At 51.3% G+C, this 20,331-nt stretch carries 17 protein-coding genes; 6 read left to right on the top strand and 11 right to left on the bottom strand.

Features of this window, described 5'->3' with window-relative positions; translation table 11 throughout:
- Positions 1 to 146 precede the first annotated feature (146 nt).
- The 4 genes from LA337_12010 to msrP form a co-directional block, all read right to left on the bottom strand.
- Positions 147 to 1,022 carry a formylglycine-generating enzyme family protein gene (locus tag LA337_12010; protein UBI18359.1) on the bottom strand — a complete coding sequence of 292 codons (876 nt, stop codon included), beginning with the start codon at positions 1,020 to 1,022 and terminating at the stop codon, positions 147 to 149.
- Entirely contained in the window at positions 1,015 to 2,046 is a 1,032-nt protein-coding gene (locus LA337_12005; protein ID UBI18358.1) for a formylglycine-generating enzyme family protein, read from the bottom strand. The genes LA337_12010 and LA337_12005 overlap by 8 nt, the downstream gene beginning before the upstream one ends.
- A 216-nt stretch (positions 2,047 to 2,262) precedes the next feature.
- On the bottom strand, positions 2,263 to 2,889 hold the full coding sequence (gene msrQ, locus LA337_12000; GenBank protein ID UBI18357.1) for a protein-methionine-sulfoxide reductase heme-binding subunit MsrQ: 627 nt from the start codon (positions 2,887 to 2,889) through the stop codon (positions 2,263 to 2,265).
- Entirely contained in the window at positions 2,890 to 3,894 is a 1,005-nt protein-coding gene (msrP, locus tag LA337_11995; GenBank protein UBI18356.1) for a protein-methionine-sulfoxide reductase catalytic subunit MsrP, read from the bottom strand.
- A gap of 189 nt (positions 3,895 to 4,083) precedes the next feature.
- Here msrP and LA337_11990 point away from each other — a divergent pair, with 189 nt between their 5' ends.
- The 3 genes from LA337_11990 to LA337_11980 all read left to right on the top strand — a co-directional run bounded on the left by LA337_11990 (position 4,084) and on the right by LA337_11980 (position 7,131).
- Complete coding sequence (locus tag LA337_11990; protein UBI18355.1) at positions 4,084 to 4,806, top strand: response regulator transcription factor; 723 nt, start codon at positions 4,084 to 4,086, stop codon at positions 4,804 to 4,806.
- The gene (locus LA337_11985; GenBank protein UBI18354.1) at positions 4,803 to 6,293 is read left to right on the top strand and encodes a two-component sensor histidine kinase; all 1,491 of its coding nucleotides are present in this window, start codon (positions 4,803 to 4,805) and stop codon (positions 6,291 to 6,293) included. Before LA337_11990 ends, LA337_11985 begins: the two co-directional genes overlap by 4 nt.
- Before the next feature lie 151 nt (positions 6,294 to 6,444).
- Positions 6,445 to 7,131 carry a CPBP family intramembrane metalloprotease gene (locus LA337_11980; protein ID UBI18353.1) on the top strand — a complete coding sequence of 229 codons (687 nt, stop codon included), beginning with the start codon at positions 6,445 to 6,447 and terminating at the stop codon, positions 7,129 to 7,131.
- A gap of 33 nt (positions 7,132 to 7,164) precedes the next feature.
- Here LA337_11980 and LA337_11975 read toward each other — a convergent pair whose 3' ends face one another.
- Entirely contained in the window at positions 7,165 to 8,418 is a 1,254-nt protein-coding gene (locus tag LA337_11975; GenBank protein ID UBI18352.1) for an MFS transporter, read from the bottom strand.
- 106 nt (positions 8,419 to 8,524) lie between these two features.
- Here LA337_11975 and LA337_11970 point away from each other — a divergent pair, with 106 nt between their 5' ends.
- From LA337_11970 to bioD, 3 genes are all read left to right on the top strand, one after another.
- Positions 8,525 to 9,433 (top strand): LysR family transcriptional regulator, encoded by a 909-nt coding sequence (locus LA337_11970; GenBank protein ID UBI18351.1) that lies wholly within the window; start codon positions 8,525 to 8,527, stop codon positions 9,431 to 9,433.
- A 118-nt stretch (positions 9,434 to 9,551) separates the two neighbouring features.
- Positions 9,552 to 10,772 carry an ROK family protein gene (locus tag LA337_11965; GenBank protein UBI18350.1) on the top strand — a complete coding sequence of 407 codons (1,221 nt, stop codon included), beginning with the start codon at positions 9,552 to 9,554 and terminating at the stop codon, positions 10,770 to 10,772.
- Between the two features lie 125 nt (positions 10,773 to 10,897).
- A complete protein-coding gene (bioD, locus tag LA337_11960; GenBank protein ID UBI18349.1) occupies positions 10,898 to 11,593 on the top strand; it encodes a dethiobiotin synthase in 696 nt (231 codons plus the stop codon).
- On the opposite strand, the gene clcB is transcribed toward bioD, so the two are convergent.
- From clcB to LA337_11930, 6 genes are all read right to left on the bottom strand, one after another.
- Positions 11,549 to 12,838: a voltage-gated ClC-type chloride channel ClcB gene (gene clcB / locus LA337_11955; protein ID UBI18348.1), complete on the bottom strand. Its 1,290-nt coding sequence runs from the start codon at positions 12,836 to 12,838 to the stop codon at positions 11,549 to 11,551. The two genes, bioD and clcB, sit on opposite strands and share 45 nt — an antisense overlap.
- Before the next feature lie 119 nt (positions 12,839 to 12,957).
- A complete protein-coding gene (gene dmsD / locus LA337_11950; GenBank protein ID UBI18347.1) occupies positions 12,958 to 13,572 on the bottom strand; it encodes a Tat proofreading chaperone DmsD in 615 nt (204 codons plus the stop codon).
- 42 nt (positions 13,573 to 13,614) lie between these two features.
- The gene (locus LA337_11945) at positions 13,615 to 14,469 is read right to left on the bottom strand and encodes a dimethyl sulfoxide reductase anchor subunit (GenBank protein UBI18346.1); all 855 of its coding nucleotides are present in this window, start codon (positions 14,467 to 14,469) and stop codon (positions 13,615 to 13,617) included.
- A 1-nt stretch (position 14,470) separates the two neighbouring features.
- Complete coding sequence (gene dmsB / locus LA337_11940; GenBank protein UBI18345.1) at positions 14,471 to 15,088, bottom strand: dimethylsulfoxide reductase subunit B; 618 nt, start codon at positions 15,086 to 15,088, stop codon at positions 14,471 to 14,473.
- A 10-nt stretch (positions 15,089 to 15,098) separates the two neighbouring features.
- Positions 15,099 to 17,525, bottom strand: coding sequence for a molybdopterin-dependent oxidoreductase (locus tag LA337_11935; protein UBI18344.1), 2,427 nt, complete (start codon positions 17,523 to 17,525; stop codon positions 15,099 to 15,101).
- Between the two features lie 276 nt (positions 17,526 to 17,801).
- On the bottom strand, positions 17,802 to 20,240 hold the full coding sequence (locus tag LA337_11930; GenBank protein UBI18343.1) for a dimethyl sulfoxide reductase subunit A: 2,439 nt from the start codon (positions 20,238 to 20,240) through the stop codon (positions 17,802 to 17,804).
- Positions 20,241 to 20,331: the final 91 nt, after the last annotated feature.

The raw sequence follows: 20,331 nt of genomic DNA, 5'->3' as shown, positions 1-20,331 counted from the left end.
TCTGCTTAGGTGTAGTGAGAAGTTTACCGTGATTTATACACGATTTATGCACCCATCTTAGCGGCTACAGAAAAGAAGGCTACCTGTGGAGAAAAAACAGTACGCTTAGTTTTCTTGTTCATTCAGTCATCTGTTTTGCATCGCGCTTAAGGTTCCATGACACACCGTGCCGTGTTCCTGGCTTGCTTGTCGTCATAACTGCGTGAAACTGTTGGTGCCCCCCCGTGTGCACTCATGGACTGGGAGCGTACCACTCTGTCGTTCTTATATTTATCGTTATCAGCCCAATAACCTGTCTCCTGATAAATATCACGCGTCCACTCATCTCCGTTGCTGGCTAGATCATAGAGCCCAAGTGGGTTTGGAGGAAACTTCCCCACGGACATCAGTTTATATTGCAACACCGAATAGTCTGTTCGCTCTTTGTCAGTTTCCAATGGTACATTCTTTCCGGGTTCTACGATGCCGGTGTCCGTGGGGTAGAGAATAAACTGGCCTCGGCTACGGGCAGCATATTCCCACTGTTTTTCGGTAGGTAGATCCATTGTCTTCCCAGTTGTTTTGCCCAACCAGTGACAATAATCCCGCGCTTCTTGCCAGGTGAGTAAAACCGGGACACGGTCCTCTTTCAGTTCTTTTTGATTTGGATCGGTGACCTCTACAGGATCTTTGCCGTTGACTTGCGTGTAGATAGCATAATCCCCGTAAGTAACCTGATATTTTGTCATTGAAAAATTATCAATGGTAACTTCTCTCAGTTCTAAAGGGTAATTGAACCGCAGTTCGGCATAACGTTGTTTGCCATATTCAGTATCAAACTTACCAAAGTAAAATGAGCCACCCTTAATCTCGATCATATCGGCCTGGGTTTGCCTGACCAGGCCGTTGGTATCGTTGGTTGAAAATATTGAGCCAACACGGGCGAACAGTCGGCTGACGTTATCGTGCAAAGCATCAGAAAATAACAGCCATGGCAACAACGCGGCGATAAGAAATGAAATCCATAAATATTTTTTACTCATGAGTCGCTATCCTTTGCGAATGATTAATAACGCAGCGGGCCGTGTAAGAACTGGCGGAGTCAACAGAAGCAGAAACGGCAGCATAATAACGATCGTGCACAGTCACGCCAAAACCTGATGAATCAGCATTGGGTTGATAAGGGCGTAAGACTTTCGCAGGGCCTTCACTGTCTAAATACCCTATTGCCGGTCCTTTGGGGTCAATGAAAGGACCGGTGCCGGCAGGTTTGTCTCTCGAATACCAGTCATTAACCCACTCGAGGCCATTGCCGGAGAGATCGTATAATCCAAGTGGCGAAGGTGGAAATTGTCCAACAGGAGTGAGAAAGCCGTCCTTGATTGCTTGCCTCATTTCGAAAGAAGAAACATTAACTCCGGGTTCTATTGTATTATTGTCGGTCATAAACCCAACGTACTGACCACGATTTCTTGCGGCATATTCCCACTGTGCTTCGGTGGGTAACGCAACAGGCAAATCCGTTAACTTCCCTAACCACTGACAATAATCATTAGCCATATTCCAATTCAGGATGGCAGGAAGATTGCCATGTTGATGAATTTTCTCCCAGCGTTCAGAATCAAAACGGTCATGATGCGGATTGATAAATTGATCATTATCAGCCTGAAAAGTATCAAAATCACGGTTGGTGATTTTAAACTTTAACAGTGAATAATTACTTAACTTGACCTGATAGACAGGAGCTCCAGCGCACTGAGAAAGCGTTGGCGCATAATTATCACAGTTATCCGGACCCATAGTAAATTCGCCGCCCTCAATAAAAATGGCGTCATTCGTGATGCTTTGCTTAATAAGTGATTTGTTCTTTTCGACAGTTTCCGGCGTCATCAAGGCGGTGACAGATGAGGAGGGGCCTTGTGTGTGCTTCCGATAAAGCCCGTCAAGCCAAATAGCGCTTTTATATAAGCCGTTGCTGTAGAACATTTGCGTCAAAAAAACGAAGAATAATAAGAATATAATACCGCACCTCTTAAGAATGCGGCTAAAACTGAGCCTTTTCATCATGAAATCCTTTTCCTGGTTCATCTGATCAAGCTCAGGATAACATACTCAAGACACGACGAATTCCGAAAGTAGGTTGCGAAATGCCTTCTTGTCCGCCGCTGTTAGTTTTTCAGGATGGTGAACCTGTTGAATGTCTGAGAAAGCTGATGGTAATTATCATTGTTACTCATTTTTTGTTCTCGTTCTGCTTAGGTGTAGTAAGAAGTTTACCGTGATTCATTCACTTTTCATAAACACACCTTTATACCTGGTTTTCCGTAACAGCTTTTTATAGCGAAAAGCCAGCAACACGACAAAACAAATGGCGTAGATAATGGGGAGCGGTGATAACACTTTTACCGACCACAGGTAATGCAGCGGTAGCAAAATGGCGGCCAGGTAGACGTAGTTGTGCAACGTTTGCCAGCGTTTGCCCATTTTACGTTGCGCGGCTTGCGTGGAGGTCAGCGTCAGCAGGAGTAAGATAATCCAACCCGTCATGCCCAGCGTTAGCCATGGGCGTGAAACCAGTTCATGTCCTAGCAATCCCAGATTTTGCATACCCAACTCCAGCAGCGCATAGCTGAGCATATGCAACGTAGCCCATGCAAAGCACCACAAGCCTAACAACCGTCGGGTGCGAAATAACAAAGGCTGCTTTGCGTATCGTGCGAGCGGTGATACCAGCAGGGTAGCCAGCAAAAACTTCAGTGCGGTGATGCCTGTAAAGTGCTGGATATCTTTTCCCGGGTCGGCCCCCAATCCGCCATGCTGTGTGGCCCAGAAGAGCCACAGCAGGGGTAAAAAACCGGCGAGATGCAGCAGTACTTTCAGGCCGGTTATCTGTTTTGCGGTTAGCCTCACTTAAAAGTACTCCCGTAGATCCATACCCTGATATAAAGAGGCCACCTCATCTGCATAACCATTGAAAGGCAATGTGGGCTGTCGCTGTACATCGAGAATGCCACCCGAACCGATAAAACGCTCTGTGGCCTGAGACCAGCGAGGGTGATCGACCTGCGGATTTACATTGGCGTAAAAACCGTATTCGTTCGGCGCTGACATATTCCAGGTGGTCGGCGGCTGCTCGCGCGTGAGCTTAATACTGACTATCGATTTAATGCCCTTGAAGCCGTACTTCCAGGGTACGGTCAGGCGTATCGGCGCCCCGTTTTGCGGCGGCAACGCTTTGCCATACACGCCCACGGTCAGCAGTGTCAGTGGGTGCATAGCCTCATCCAAACGCAGACCTTCAACATAGGGATATTTCAACCCACCACCAATGAAGCGATCTTTCTGGCCGGGCATTTCATCAGGAGCGTAGCGAGTTTCAAAGGCGACGTATTTGGCGTGGCTGTTTGGCTCAACCAGCGCCAATAATTTATGCAAAGGAAAACCGACCCATGGCACAACCATCGACCATGCCTCAACGCAACGCATCCGGTAAATACGCTCCTCTAATGGAAAACGAGTGGTCAGCGCATCATGATCCAACGTTAACGGTTTGTTCACTTCACCGCTGATGGTCAACGTCCAGGGATCGGTTTTCAGGCTACCGGCATTAGCGGCAGGATCGGCTTTATCCAGACCAAACTCGTAGAAATTGTTGTAGCCCGTCACTTTGTCTTCCGGCGTCAGGGGCAGACTGTTTTGCCAAAGCTCGGGTTTTGTAAACCCGAGTGGTTTGCCCGCCGGTGCAGGCGGACGATCGTTGCCTTTAAACCAATTTAACAAACTGGCTTGTGTCGGGGCAGACAACGACGCCGCCGCCGCGCCTATCCCAAGTGCTTTGAGGATCTGTCGTCGTTGCATAAAAAATACTGACTCGGCTGTAACATCAGCTTCCCGAAGTGGACGTTTTTTCAGCATAACGTTTCCTTTTTATTTTCATAGTAGGGAAAACAAAGCGACGTTTCCCTGTTGATGTCTGGCGTGTCGATAACGACATACTGTGCGCCTGCGTATCCCAGGATCCTCACGAAAAGTTAAAAATTTTGTGATAACTTCCGCCCCTTGCCTGAGGTAAGCTTTCAGCATGATGAGAGGGGGATGACACTGATGGCTGGCGCAAAAAAGATATTTTTGGTGGAAGATGACAGCGATATTGCCGCACTTTTGCAACTGAGCCTGAAGGATGAAGGGTACGAAATTATTCATGAGGCTGATGGGGCACGAGCGCTTGAGCAACTTGAGAAGCATGTCTGGGATGCCGTTATCCTCGATTTGATGCTGCCGGGCGTGGACGGTCTGGAGATTTGTCGTCGGATCCGTCAAATGAGCTTCTATCTTCCGGTCATCATTATCAGCGCTCGTACCAGTGAAACTCATCGCGTATTGGGACTGGAAATGGGGGCTGATGATTATCTGGCCAAACCTTTCTCGGTGCTCGAGTTGATGGCCCGAGTGAAAGCACTGTTTCGCCGTCAGGAGGCTATGAGTCAGAACCTGCGTATGGAAGCGGGGATTATCACCCTCCATGGCGTAGAGATTGATCCATTAGCCCGGGAAGTCCGCCAGCACGGTAAATCGCTTGATTTAACGCCGCGTGAATTCGATCTGCTCTATTTTTTCGCTCGTCATCCAGGGGAGGTCTTTTCGCGTCAGGCGCTGTTAGATCAGGTGTGGGGCTATCAGCACGAAGGATATGAGCATACGGTGAACAGTCATATCAATCGCCTGCGGACCAAAATTGAAAAAGATGCTGCGGAGCCGGAAATTATTCTCACGGTTTGGGGACGGGGCTATAAGCTTGCTGCGGTTAACACGGAGCATCAGCCATGATTTATCGCCTGTCGCTAAGCCAGCGCCTGACCCTTGTCTTTACCGCCATTATGCTGATTTGCGCTGTTACCGTCAGCGTTGTCCAGATCCGCAGCAGTAAACAGTATGGCGACGCCATGGTGCAGAGACTTTCACTGGAGCTGGCGAGCAAAATTGTCAAAAGTGAGTCGCTTATTGATGCCAGTGGTCAGGTTAATCGCCAGATCTTAAAAGGACTTTTTAATCACCTGATGACGCTCAACCCAAGCGTGGAGCTGTATCTGGTCTCTCCGTCAGGTGAAATACTCGCCGATGCCGCCCCGCCCGGGCATATTCAGCGACAGAAAATTAGCGTACAGCCGATTCAGGTTTTCCTTAATTCGGATGAACTGCCCGTATACGGCAACGATCCGCGCAGCAGCCAACAAAAAGTATTCAGCGCCGCGCCAGTTTTATTGAACGGTGAGCTGCATGGCTATTTGTACATTATTTTGCAGGGCGAAGACCTGAATACGCTGGCGAATACCGCCTGGCAAAAAACGCTCTGGAATACCGTGGCCTGGACGTTAATACTGGTTTTATTAGCCGGCGCAATCGCTGGATTCCTGGTGTGGCGATGGGTGACGAACCCGGTGAAAAGACTGACAGGACAGGTGGTTAAACTGGAGCAAGACAGCATTAGCGTCATCAAACAGCTGGCGCAAAAAGATCCCGAACCGGCACCGGCGAATGAAATAGCATTGCTGAACAATGCGTTTATCGAATTAGCGCAGAAAATTGCCCTGCAATGGGATTTATTAGCGGATAGCGATCGTCAGCGCAGAGAATTTATAGCCAATATTTCGCACGATTTACGTACGCCGCTGACTTCCCTGCTGGGATATCTGGAAATGCTGTCGCTGAAAGCCGATACCATGACGCCGGAGGAAAATCGGCATTATCTTAGCATCGCGCTGCGCCAGGGACATAAGGTTCGCCATCTGTCACAACAGCTGTTTGAACTGGCGAGGCTTGAGCATGGCGGTATAAAACCGCAGCGTGAACGATTTGCTATTGGCGAGCTGATCCAGGATGTGGCGCAGAAGTTTGATCTCCCTGTTGCTACGCGTCATTTGCAGTTGCATCTTGAGGTAATGGGACCGCTACCGCTGGTGAATGCAGATTTGTCGATGATGGAAAGAGTCGTGACGAATTTGCTGGATAACGCTATCCGTCATACGCCTGATGGGGGTGAGGTGCGGTTGAAAGTCTGGCGTGATGCAGACCGCCTATTAGCAGAAGTGCAGGACAGTGGGCCAGGAGTAGAAGAGGCTGTACGAGAAGTATTATTTCAACGCCCGACCGCGTTAATTCCCCGTGAGCAGCGGGCAGAGCGCGGCGGACTGGGTTTACTGATTGTGCGTAGAATGCTCGAGCTGCATGGGGGGGATATCAGCCTGGCTAATTCCACGGCTGGGGCCTGTTTCCGTTTTTCATTGCCGCTGGCGGATTCTCCACTAAATAGCTGACGATAATGTTCTGGCGATAAGCGCTATACCGCAATCCTCGTGTGAACCCGTGGCCATTGCGTAAAAGTTGGTAGGTTGTCAGTGATAATGAGAATTTTTATCATATATCGATAATTCATCAACTTATCTTTGATAAGCGCAAGGAGATCGTATGTCACAGGATGCCGACAACCTGTATATCGTCAGAACCAAAGCGGTTGCTGGCTGTTTTTCCATGTTTTTACTGATGTTTGGTCTCACGTTTACCCCGTTATTTTTCCCCGCGAGCCAGACACTGCTTGCCAAAGGGCTACTTTTTCCGCTGCTGTTTGCGCTGGAATTTGTTGTGCTGGTTCCGCTGTATTATTTCTTCTTCAGAAAAAGAGAGGGGTTGGGCAAAGGAATTTTCAACGCCAGGTGGTTTACCATTTTGTTCGTGGCGCTGTTGTTTATTCAGCTCATCCTGCCATGGATTCTGGGCCTCAGACAAACCGAAGCGTGGGTGACCAGCCAGATATCCCTAAACAGCTACGCGCTGTGGTTATCCACTCTGACTCTGATATTTATTGCGCCAGTTTATGAAGAAATTGTTTTCAGGGGCTGTTTATTCAACGCATTCCAGTACTGGTTCAATAATAAAACCTGGCTGTCGTCGGTGGTGGTATCGGTCATTTTTGCCATCATGCATACACAGTATGTGGATTTGCGCACGTTGCTGATGTTGTTTCTTGTGTCGCAGGTTTTGATCATCGCCAGACTGAGAAGTAACGGGCTGTTGATGCCGGTTATGCTGCATATAGTGATGAACGGGACGGTTATTGCCCTGCAAATGGCGGCTCAGACGTTACAGCCTGGTTGATGAAGGTGATGCCCGGAACCCGGGCATCGTAGATTAAACGTGCAGACGATGGTGCAGACGTGTGCCGACCAGCAATGCCAGCACCAGCATCAGGGCGATAAATCCACCCACGCCGTTCCAGCCGTAGCTGTGCCAGAATACGCCGCCCAGCGTACCGGCAATGCTTGAACCCAGATAATAGCTGAACAGATACAGGGAAGACGCCTGACCTTTAGCGCGTTTTGCCCGCGGTCCAATCCAACTGCTTGCCACAGAGTGCGCGGCAAAGAACCCGGCTGAAAAGAGCAGCATCCCGGCAAAGATCAACCACAGCGAAGTGAACAGAGTCATCAACAGTCCAGCCAACATTACGCCGGTTGAAAAGAGCATTACCGGGCCACGTCCATAGCGGGTAGTCATAGAACCCGCTTTCGGCGAACTCCAGGTCCCGGTCAGATACGCTACGGAAAGCAGGCCGACCACCGCTTGGCTGAGTTCCCACGGAGAGAGCATCAGACGGTAGCCGATGTAATTAAACAGCGTGACAAACGACCCCATCAGTAAAAAGCCTTCCGCAAACAGCAGCGGCAACCCTCTGTCGCGCCAGTGCAAACGAAAGTTGATAAACAACGTTTTCGGGCGTAGCGACGTTGGTCTGAAATGACGTGATTCCGGTAAGATTTTCCAGAACATCAGCGCGGAGGCGAGGGCAAAACACCCAATCGCCGCCAGCGCGATACGCCAGTTAAAAAAGTCGGTAAAAACGCCGCTGATCAAACGACCACTCATACCACCAATTGAGTTACCGCTGATATATAAGCCCATTGAAAAGGCGACGAAGCTGGGGTGAATTTCCTCGCTCAGATAGGTCATTCCCACTGCCGCCACGCCGCTGAGCGAAAGCCCTATCAGCGCGCGCATGATTAAAATACCGTGCCAACTGGTCATCATCGTCGAAAGCAACGTACAGCAGGACGCGAGCAGTAGCGCCGTAACCATTACCGGCTTGCGGCCTATCGCATCGGAAAGTGGACCGGTAAACAGTAAACCGATCGCCAGCATCGCCGTTGAGATGGAAAGCGAAATACTGCTGCTGGCAGGAGAGACTCCAAACTCGTTTGAGAGCACTGGTAGTATGGGTTGCACACAATAGAGGAGAGCAAAAGTCGCCAACCCGGCGGAAAACAGCGCCAGAGTGACGCGCATAAATGGGGATGTTCCGCGTTTGATAAAACCATCCGGCGGGGTAACTATCTGTTCATCAACATCGCTGGTTGGCGCGGTATCGACAGTTGTTGTACGGCTCACTTGAAATCCTTGCTCAATCAAAACTTCTACAGGACTAGCCTTAAGAGTATGAAAATCACAATATTCTGTCTAATATATTAATAATCTCAAATGATATCTTAAAAATATGAATATCGAACTGCGTCATTTACGTTACTTTGTAGCGGTTGCCGAAGAGCTGCATTTTGGTCGGGCGGCGGCGCGGCTGAATATATCGCAACCGCCGCTTAGCCAGCAGATCCAAATCCTGGAGCAGCAGGTCGGCGCCCGGCTTCTGGCGCGGACTAATCGCAGCGTGGCGCTGACCTCTGCCGGAAAGCAGTTCCTGGCGGACAGTCGGCAAATCCTCGGTTTGGTTAATGAAGCCGCTGCCAGGGCTGAGCGGCTTCATCTGGGAGAAGCGGGGGAATTGCGTATCGGTTTTACGTCTTCGGCACCGTTTATCAAAGCGGTTTCAGATACCTTATCCGTGTTTCGCCAAAGCTACCCTGCAGTGCATATGCAAACCCGCGAAATGAATACGCGCGAGCAAATTGCTCCGCTTAATGAAGGAACGCTGGATTTGGGACTTCTGCGCAACACACAGCTTCCTGAAACGCTGGAGCATGAAATCATTCTGCATGAGCCGCTGATGGCGATGATCCCGCGTACGCATCCGCTGGCGCAAAAGCCCGTGGTCACATTGGCGGAACTGGCCAATGAGCCATTTGTCTTTTTTGACCCCCATGTAGGGACGGGGTTGTATGACGATATTCTTGGCCTGATGCGTCGCTATGGACTGAAGCCGACTATCGCTCAGGAGGTTGGTGAGGCGATGACTATCATCGGGCTGGTGGCCGCAGGATTAGGTGTCTCCATTCTTCCCGCTTCCTTTAAACGGGTGCAATTGTATGAAATGTGTTGGATCCCGATAGCGGAGGAAGATGCCGTTTCAGAAATGTGGTTAGTGTGGCCAAAGCATCATGAGCAAAGTCACGCCGCGCAACGCTTTCGGGAACAGCTTCTGGCGGTCGTTAAGGCGATTAATTTAGTTTAAAAATGAGCGAAAATGTGCAGTAAATCACAAGGCTAAGTAAAAAGTTGACGGAAGCCATTGAAGTGCTTCACCATAGCCCGCAGATTATTTCGGAGCGCGAAAATAAAGGGAGTAAGTGGTGGTTGCTGATAGTCAGCCTGGGCATATCGATCAAATTAAGCAGACCAATGCTGGCGCAGTTTACCGCCTGATTGATCAGCTGGGTCCGGTATCGCGTATTGATCTCTCTCGCCTGGCGCAACTGGCGCCAGCCAGTATTACTAAAATTGTCCGCGAAATGCTCGAAGCGCACCTGGTGCAAGAGCTGGAAATCAAGGAAGCGGGCAGCCGTGGGCGTCCGGCTGTTGGGCTGGTTGTTGAAACGGAAGCCTGGCACTATTTATCCATTCGTATCAGTCGCGGCGAGATCTTTCTGGCACTGCGCGATCTGAGCAGCAAACTGGTGGTAGAAGATTGTCTCGAAATGGCGCTGGTCAGTGAAACACCGCTGCTGGAACGTGTTATTACTCAGGTCGACCAGTTTTTCATCCGGCACCAACAAAAGCTGGAACGCTTAACCTCCATCGCCATCACCTTACCCGGCATTATTGATACTGAAAACGGTATCGTGCATCGCATGCCATTTTACGAAGATGTCAAAGAGATGCCGCTGGGCCAGGCGCTTGAGAACCATACTGGCGTACCGGTCTATATTCAGCATGACATTAGCGCCTGGACCATGGCTGAGGCGCTTTTCGGCGCATCGCGCGGCGCGCGCGACGTCATCCAGGTGGTGATCGATCATAACGTGGGTGCCGGGGTGATCACTGACGGTCATTTACTGCATGCTGGTAGCAGTAGCCTGGTGGAAATTGGCCATACGCAGGTGGATCCGTACGGTAAACGCTGCTACTGCGGTAACCATGGGTGTCTGGAAACGATCGCCAGCGTCGACAGCGTGCTCGAACTGGCGCAGGTGCGCTTGAAGCAGTCAATGAGTTCTTCTTTACACGGACAACCGCTGACGGTAGACGCACTGTGTCTGGCGGCAATGCAGGGTGATTTATTGGCGAAAGATATCATTAGCGGCGTAGGGACCCACGTCGGACGCATTCTGGCCATCATGGTGAATTTGTTCAACCCGCAAAAGATATTGATTGGTTCTCCGCTCAGTAAAGCGTCGGATATTCTGTTCCCCACTATTGCTGACAGCATTCGTCAGCAGGCGCTCCCGGCCTACAGTCAGCATATAGTCGTTGAAAGTACGCAATTCACCAATCAAGGGACGATGGCGGGGGCCGCGCTCGTTAAGGACGCGATGTATAACGGTTCTTTGTTGATTCGTCTATTACAGGGTTAACATTTTTTAACTGTTGTACGAAAAATTGCGCTATCTCAAGCTGATTCTCGTCATCATACCTTAGACTTTCTCCACTGTTTTATTTTCCTGATTTATATTTTCAAAGCATAACGGTGGAGTTAGTGATGCTGAAGCGTTTCTTTATTACAGGTACAGACACTTCTGTTGGGAAGACCGTGGTTTCCCGCGCATTACTACAAGCGTTAGCGTCAGGGGGTAAAAGCGTTGCGGGTTACAAACCCGTAGCCAAAGGAAGCAAAGAGACACCTGAAGGCCTGCGCAACAAAGATGCGCTGGTGCTGCAAAGCGTGTCCACTATCGAACTGCCTTACGAAGCGGTCAACCCGATTGCGCTCAGCGAAGACGAAAGTAGCGTAGCGCATAGTGGTCCGGTCAATTACACTCTGTTATCCAACGGTCTCGCAAGCCTCAGCGAAAAAGTCGATCATGTTGTCGTGGAAGGTACCGGAGGCTGGCGCAGTCTGATGAACGATCTGCGTCCGTTATCGGAGTGGGTGGTGCAGGAACAACTGCCGGTGCTGATGGTGGTGGGTATCCAGGAAGGCTGTATTAATCATGCCATCCTCACCGCACAGGCGATTGCCAGCGACGGACTGCCGCTGATTGGCTGGGTCGCGAACCGAATCAACCCGGGGCTGGCGCATTATGCGGAAATCATTGATGTGCTAAGTAAAAAATTACCCGCTCCGTTAATCGGCGAACTACCTTATCTGCCTCGTGCAGAGCAGCGCGAGCTGTCTCAGTACATCCGTCTGTCAATGCTCGGCAGCGTGCTGTCGGTAGATAGAGTCCTGGCGTAACGTTCGCGACAGCACTGACGCCAACACGCAGGCAATCAGCAATCCGGGGAGTAGACGATACTCCCCGGTCATTTCACAAACCATCAGCGTCGACATTATTGGCGCATGCGTAGTTGCTGCCAGCAGCGTGGCCATCCCCGTTAATCCCAGCAAAATGGCAATCTCATCCGGACCCGGAAGCCACAAGCCCCATACCCGTCCCAGCAGCATGCCCACCGACAGACCGACAAACAGCGTTGGCGTGAACACGCCGCCTGGCGCGCCGGATCCACTGCTGGCAAGCACAGCCAGTAATTTGCAGATGAAGATCCCGCTCACCACGGCCAGCAATGGTGGGGAAAGTAAATATGACTGCACCACGCTGTAGCCATTACCCCAGACTGCTGGTGTGAGTAATGACAGCAGGCCAACGATCAGCCCGCCAAGCGCCAGTTGCCACGGGGGCGAGAGTTTAAAGCGTAAAAAAACATTATGACTGGCGGTCATTAACCACATAAAAAGCGGTCCGCAAACGCCGGCAGCCAGACCCGTACTGACGATCATGACGTATTCCAGCACATGCAGCTCCCGTGTGAAGTGCACGGCATACAGCAGCGCATTGCTGTCGCTCAGCACATTGGTGGTGAGCAGAGCGACGACGGCGGAGACCACCACCGGTCCCAATGACGCCAGGATCAACGTGCCGAACAACACTTCGGCAATAAATAAACTGCCTGCCAGCGGAGCATGGTACGCTCCGGCCATACCCGCAGCGGCGCCGCAGGCAATCCATAACTTCCATTCTGTACGCGGGGTAAAACGTTGAGCAAAGCAGGAGGCCGCAAGCGCCGCCAGTAAAATCATGGCGCCTTCACGCCCGATGGCGCTCCCGCTGGCAACGACCAGTAACGAGGCCAGCGATTTCACCAGGCTTGCACTGACGTCAAATTGTCCGTCGGTTTGCAGGGCCTCCATATAATCAGTGGGAGCCTGCGGGCGTAAACGGTTGAACTTTTGCCATCCCCAAAGCAGCAATCCTGCCGCCAGCCCCCCTAATGCAGGCGTCAGCATACGTCTTAAAGGGGAAAGGTTTGTCGCTGCATTGACCAGACTCCCGGTGTCGTTGCTCAGGAACAACCATTCGAGAAGAAACATAGCATGACGAAATCCTGCTACGGCCAACGCAGCAAGGATACCAATCAGCGCGGCAATCAGCAGGCGGCGAAACATGGCGCGCAGGTCTGGATAAGCATGTAAATGATGCATGTGTGGCCAGAGAGGAAGTTTCAGACGCTGTATTTTGCGGCTATTTGACAACAGAAGCAAAAGCTCAGCGTGCGCAACAGGATGCACGACAGGCAGGATGCATCCTGCCTGTCGTGAAATTAACGAAACAGGGGCTTATCAGCTATCGGGATCAGTAACTGCGACTGCCACTGGGCCAGCGTCAGGCGCGCCAGCTCACCCAGCGCCTGGTAAAACGGGTGGTCAGCTTTTTCGATAAATACCTCAAGGAAGCGCGATGACCACGGGAAAAGATGCCAGGCCAGCAGCTGTTCGCACTCGGTGTGGCGTTCGTTCTCAGCAAGCCAGGCTGTCAACAATAGCAGCGAACCAAAGTGATCTTCTGGCTCATTTTGCTGCATGGCAAACTGGATGCCGTTGTCCCGCATCCACTGACGCAGAGCCAGCGTGGAGTCGCCAAACAACACATTTTCACGATCCAGCCAGACGGATCCCCAGGGCGGAGAAGGTAGCGCATACGGACCGACAAACAAGCGTTGCCAGGCCTGCGGCAGAGGCTCATCGGTCTCGGCTTGCAGTTGTGCTGCCAGCGGGGAGAGTGTTGCTTGATCAAGCGGCCATTGCGCCTGCCAGCCATCGGCCCTTAACGCACTGACTACTGCAGAGGCTTCCACGCTGTCTGGCGCATAGTAAAACAGCGCGCCAAGTACGCGCGCTGCGGTAGAAAAGTTGTCACCTTGCGAAAAATGGGTCATGCAAAAAATCCTGAACAGTGCGGGTTACCCCGCACCCAAAAGTTAACCTGCAACAGCCATGCCGACTGTCATATGTAAACCGTAAAACAAACCCCGGCCGATGATTTCACCGCCAAGTACTAAAACCAGGCCCAGCGCCAGTCCGCCGACTGACGGCTCTTTGCGACGGATTAACGGACATATCCAGCAACCCAGACCCGCAGCCAGCAACAGGACACGCCAGACCTGTAAACTGCCATAGTCGGGAACCAACGCGCTGGCGTTTTGTACCGAGCTGTGAATATCACTGAGCGATACACCCTGCAGGACAATAACGGCCACCGCCACCAGCAGGGCCACAACGCTGATACTGGCGAATCTGGCGGCGTTAAAAGAAACACCCGCGGCGCGCAGCAGCAGGGCGGCAAACAGTGGTCCGCTTAGCAACAGTGTCATAAAAAATGCCAGCGTGGTGTAGCCATTATACCAGGTCGGAACGGTATCTATCTGGTAGACGCTGGTCATCGCCAACACAAAAACCAGGCCCAGCAGCATGCCAGCCAGCAGCCAGATTTTACCTAACGCTGCGGGCATTTTACCGAGAAACGCCACCAGCCACCACAGGCCGCCGACGGCGAAAAACAGAGAACCGCTGGCGATTTCATTACTCAGCGCAGATGCGCCGACCCTGTTCAGCGAGTTAAAGGCGCGCAGCGGTGAACCTAAATGCATTACCGAGGCGAGAAAGGCGATGCCCATCACCAGCCACAGAAAAAACATGCTGCGCACGATACGTTGTTTTGCCATTCCGTCTTTAGCGGTCAGCCAGCCATAGCCACTCACTATCAGCGCGCCAGCCACGCACTGGCCGAGCACCGTAAACAGGACCAGCGGCCATTCATGCCATCCATTGCCCATGTTACACCTCCTTCGGATTTGCCAGATAACCCGTGGTATCCCCGGTCGGGCGGCTATTGGCGTTGGGTTTGATCACAATGCTCGGTTTGGTGAAATGCGCGCCCGGCAGCGGAGCGACTGCCGCCAGCTCACCGTGTTTTTTGCGCAGTGCATCAATGGGACCAAAGTCCAGCGCGCGCAGCGGGCAGGACTCGACGCAGATGGGCTTTTTGCCGTCGGCGACGCGGTCATGACAACCGTCACACTTGGTCATATGTCCTTTGGCGGCATTGTACTGCGGCGCGCCATACGGGCAGGCCATGTGGCAGTAGCGACAGCCGATGCAAACGTCTTCATCAACCACCACAAAACCATCTTCACGTTTATGCATGGCTCCGCTGGGGCAAACCTTGGTGCAGGCTGGATCTTCGCAGTGGTTACAGGCAATGGAGAGGTAATAGGCGAAAACATTCTGGTGCCAGACGCCGTTATCTTCCTGCCAGTCACCACCTGCGTACTCGTAAATCCGCCGGAAACTGACGTCGGGGGTGAGGTCTTTGTAGTCTTTGCAGGCCAGCTCGCAGGTTTTACACCCGGTGCAACGGCTGGAATCAATAAAAAATCCATACTGAGTTGTCATGGGTTAGTCCTTATACCTTTTCAACCTGAACGAGATTACTGTGGGATGGATTCCCCTTCGCTAATGGAGAAGGTCGATGCGACGTGAGAATGTTAATGGAACCACCATGATCGATCCGATCGCCGAACATATCGGCATTGAGCCAGGCACCTTGTCCGATAGCTGTGACGCCGGGCAAAATGCGCGGTGTAACTTTCGCGCTGATCAACATCTGGCCATTATTGTTAAACACCCTTACCGTGTCGCCGTTACGAATACCACGTGCATTGGCATCAATGGGGTTTATCCAGACCTCCTGCGGGCAAGCCTGCTGTAAAACATCGATATTGCCGTAGCTGGAGTGGGTTCTCGCCTTATAGTGGAACCCCGTGAGCTGCAGTGGATACGTTTGGCGCTTAGGATCGTCCCAACCGTCAAAGCCTGGGGCATAAGCAGGAAGAGGATGAACAATTTCGTCGTCTTTGAGTTCCCATGTTTCTGCGATGACGGCAAGCCGTTCAGAGTAAATCTCAATTTTCCCTGATGGCGTTTTCAATGGGTTAGCGGCGGGATCTTCCCGGAAAGAACGAAAGGCAACATAGTGTTCTTCGGGACATTTTTTCTTGAATATGCCTGTCGTTTTCATTTCCTCGTAATCCGGCATTTCCGGGTTACGCTCTTTGGTTTTGGCATGAAGGTATTTCACCCATTCATGTTGTGTACGACCCTCGGTGAATTTTTGGTACACATCCGGGCCCAAACGTTTGGCGACTTCACTGAGCATCCAGTAAATGGGTTTACGTTCAAATTTTGGCGAAGTCGCAGGTTGACCAAGGATGACATACCCCATGTTCCCGGCAGACTCGTGGGAGATGAGATCTTCCTGTTCGGTTGGCATCAGGTCAGGCAGCAGGATGTCGCAGTATTTTGCGGAGGCAGTCATAAAATGCTCAATACCGACGATCATCTCGCACTTGCTGTCATCCTGTAAGACTTCATGGGTATGCGAGATATTGCCATGCTGGTTGACGAGCGTATTACTGGCATAACACCAGATAAATTTGATAGGCACGTCCAGCTTATCTTTGCCGCGAACACCATCTCTGGTCGCGGTCATCTCTGCGCCATGATCGATAGCATCCGTCCAGGTAAAGACAGATATCTGCGTTTTAACCGGATTTTCTAACATGGAGAACCATTCCACGCCCAGATCCCACGTCCCTTCACGCATCCCTGAGTTACCACCGTTTATCCCCACATTGCCGGTTAAAACGGAGAGCATCGTAATCGCGCGAGCGGTTTGTTCACCATTGGAGTGACGCTGCGGTCCCCAGCCCTGGCAGATATAAGCGGGTTTCGCTGCGCCGATTTCACGCGCTAAGTGGATAATTTTCTCAGACGGAATGCTGGTAATGTGAGAAGCCCATTCTGGCGTTTTGGCAACTCCGTCTGGCCCATCCCCCAGAATGTATGCCTTATAGTGCGCATTACGCGGTGCACTGGCGGGAAGAGTGGTTTCATCGTAGCCGACGCAGTATTTATCAAGAAAAGGTTTATCGATGAGATCTTCGGTGATCAACACCCAGGCAATTGCCGCAGCCAGTGCAGCGTCAGTTCCTGGTCGAATAGGAAGCCATTCATCTTCACGACCAGCGGCAGTATCGTTATAACGAGGATCGATAACGATCATTCGTGCGTTAGAACGTTCGCGGGCTTGCTCAACATACCAGGTTACACCACCGCCGCTCATACGGGTTTCGGCAGGGTTGTTGCCAAACATGACAACCAGTTTTGTATTGGCGATGTCGTCCGGGCTGTTGCCGTCGTTAGCACCAAACATATAACTCATGGCGGCGCTGATTTGCGCGGTACTATAGCTACCATAGCGACTCAAATAGCCGCCGCATGAATTCATCAAGCGATAGGGGACGTTGGAGTTTGTAATATTCCCACCATCTACACCTGTACCGTACAGCACATGGACCGCTTCGTTGCCGTAATCCTTCAGGATCCGCTGCAAATTACCGCTAATAGTGTCCAGCGCTTCATCCCAGGTGATCCGCTCAAATTTTCCTTCTCCACGCTTGCCTACGCGTTTCATTGGATATTTCAGGCGGTCAGGGTGATTCATCCGGCGACGGATCGATCGGCCGCGCAAGCAGGCGCGTACCTGGTGATTACCATAGGTATCATCGCCCGTTGTGTCAGACTCTACCCAGTAAACGGCATCATCTTTAACGTGCAGACGTAAAAGGCAACGGCTGCCGCAGTTAACGGTACAGGAACTCCAGACAGCCTTCTCTTCAACCGGTTGCATCGCTTGTTGTACTGCCGCGGCAGCGGATCTCATACCAAAGGGTAAGGACAGGCTACCCGCGGCAAGCGCCAGTGAACCGATAGCTGAGGACTTCACTAACGTCCTACGGCTGATGCCTCCGGATTGTTCGGTTTCAGACATAACTCACTCCATTGAAATCATCGCTATATATCTAATTATATAATGAATAAATAGCATGCTAATTGTAGGACGAGTTTACCCATTTATAGGTATGTTTTATTAATGCGTATCAAAGTGTGGGGCGATCTTATTAATGTGTCTCGAAATGGACTTTCAAATACTGACAATACTAAGCCCAGCGCCAGCCCTGAAAACTTCCTCATCGAGAACGTTTCGTCCTCTTTGCAACGGCTGGAATCAATAAAAAATCCATGCTGAGTTGTCATAGGGTAGTCCTTAAACTTTCTCGATCTCGACCAGATTAGTATGCTGTGGATTGCCTTTTGCCAGAGGAGACGGGCGCTGAGTGGTCAAGGTGTTGACGCAGGCGCCATGGTCAATCTTATCGCCGGCCATATTGGCATCGTGCCATGCGCCCTGGCCCATTGCGCTTACGCCGGGCAGGATCCGCGGCGTCACTTTCGCAGGGATGCGCAGTTCACCGCGATCGTTAAAGACCCGCACCATATCGCCATTTGCAATCCCCCGTTTTTGGGCATCGACCGGGTTTATCCACACTTCCTGACGGCAGGACGCCTGGAGAACATCGATATTGCCGTAGCTGGAGTGCGTACGGGATTTGTAGTGGAAGCCAAACATTTGCAGTGGGAAAGAACTGCGTTTTGGGTCATCCCATCCTTCAAACGTTGAGGCGTAAACGGGAAGCGGGCTAATCACTTCATCTTTTTGCAACTCCCAGGTGTTGGCAATCTTCGCCAGTCGGCTGGAGTAAATTTCAATCTTACCCGACGGTGTTTTAAGCGGATTGGCCTGCGGATCGTCGCGGAATTTTTTATAGGCGACAAAGTGCCCGTTTGGATCTTTGCGTTTATAGATCCCCATTTTTTTCAGCTCGTCATAAGAAGGGAGAGCGGGGTCCTTAGCCAGCATTTTCGCGTACAGATACTGAAGCCATTGCTCCTGGGTACGACCTTCCGTAAACCGTTGATACACATCATTGCCAAGACGCTTTGCAACTTCACTCATTATCCAGTAAATCGGTTTGCGCTCGAACTTAGGCGACGTCGCAGGTTGAATAAAAATGAGATACCCCATATTGCCCGCGTAGTCGTTTGGAATGATGTCTTCCTGTTCAACGGTCATTAAATCAGGCAGTAGAATATCGGCATATTTGGCTGAAGAGGTCATGAAGTTTTCAATGACAACTATCATTTCGCATTTCGTGTCGTCCTGAAGGATCTCATGCGTTTTATTGATATCTGAGTGCTGATTGGTGATGGTATTGCCCGCGTAGTTCCAGATAAATTTAATCGGCACGTCGAGCTTATCTTTTCCGCGTACGCCATCGCGGGTAGCGGTCATTTCCTGACCCCGGGCGATTGCGTCCGTCCAGCTAAAACAGGATATCTGGGTTTTGATGGGGTTCTCTGGTAGCGGCATACGTTCAATCGTGATGGTGTAGGTTGATTCTCGTGCACCACTATTGCCGCCGTTGATGCCGACGTTGCCGGTGAGGATTGGCAACATGGCGATTGCGCGTGAGGTCAGTTCACCGTTAGCCTGACGTTGCGGCCCCCAACCCTGACAAATATATGCCGGTTTTGTACTGCCGATTTCCCGTGCCAGTTTAATAATGCGTTCGGCTGGGATCCCGGTGATATGTGAAGCCCATTGCGGAGTTTTGGCAATACCGTCATCACCGTTGCCCAGAATATAGGCTTTGTAGTGTCCGTTAGCCGGCGCGTCGACGGGCAGGGTTTTTTCGTCATAACCAACGCAGTACGTGTCAAGGAATGCCTGGTCGACGAGATCTTCGTTAATCAGGACCCAGGCGATTCCCGCCACTAATGCGGCATCAGTTCCCGGACGAATAGGGAGCCACTCATCTTCACGACCCGCTGCGGTATCAGTATATCGCGGGTCAATGACGATCATCCGGGCATTAGAGCGCTCCCGGGCCTGTTCAAGGAAATAAGTTATTCCGCCGCCGCTCATACGCGTTTCGGCAGGGTTATTGCCGAACATCACTACCAGCTTCGTGTTTTCGATATCGGAAGTGCTGTTGCCTTCGTTAGAACCGTAGGTGTAAGGCATTGCCGCCGCGATTTGCGCGGTACTGTAGGTGCCGTAATGGCTCAGGAAACCGCCATAGCAGTTCATCAGGCGAGCCACCAGCGAGGCATAAGGTGAGGAGCGAGTAATGTTGCCGCCTACAATGCCAGAGGTGTAGTTGATATACACGGCCTCGTTACCGTATTTGTGCACGGTATTTTTCAAACTGGCACTGATGGTATCCAGCGCTTCCTGCCAGGTTATGCGCTCGAATTTCCCTTCACCGCGTTTGCCCACGCGCTTCATTGGGTAATTCAGGCGATCCGGATGATTGATCCGTCGACGAATTGAGCGCCCACGCAAACAGGCGCGAACCTGGTGTTGACCGTAAATGTCGTCTCCGGTCGTATCGGACTCCACCCATACGACTTCGTCATCTTTGACGTGGAGTTGCAGGGCACAACGGCTGCCGCAGTTCACCGAACAAGCACCCCAAACCACTTTTTCTTCAGCAGGTTGTAGCGCCTGTTGTACCGCAGCGGCTGCAGTGCGCATTCCGAAAGGTAACGACAGCCCACCTGCAGCAAGCGCCAGCGAACCGATTGCCGAGGATTTCACTAACGTCCTGCGGCTGATGCCTCCATATTGCTCAGTTTCAGACATAACTCACTCCATTATAGTTATCGCTATATATTAATTTCTATAACGAAATTAATAGCATGCTAATAATGGTTTGAGTTTACCTGGTTATGAG

Origin of the sequence: Citrobacter europaeus, from assembly GCA_020099315.1 — a bacterium.
Lineage (GTDB): Bacteria > Pseudomonadota > Gammaproteobacteria > Enterobacterales > Enterobacteriaceae > Citrobacter > Citrobacter europaeus.
The sequence above is the reverse complement of the archived record's forward strand: the minus strand, read 5'-3'. Positions and strand labels throughout refer to the sequence as shown.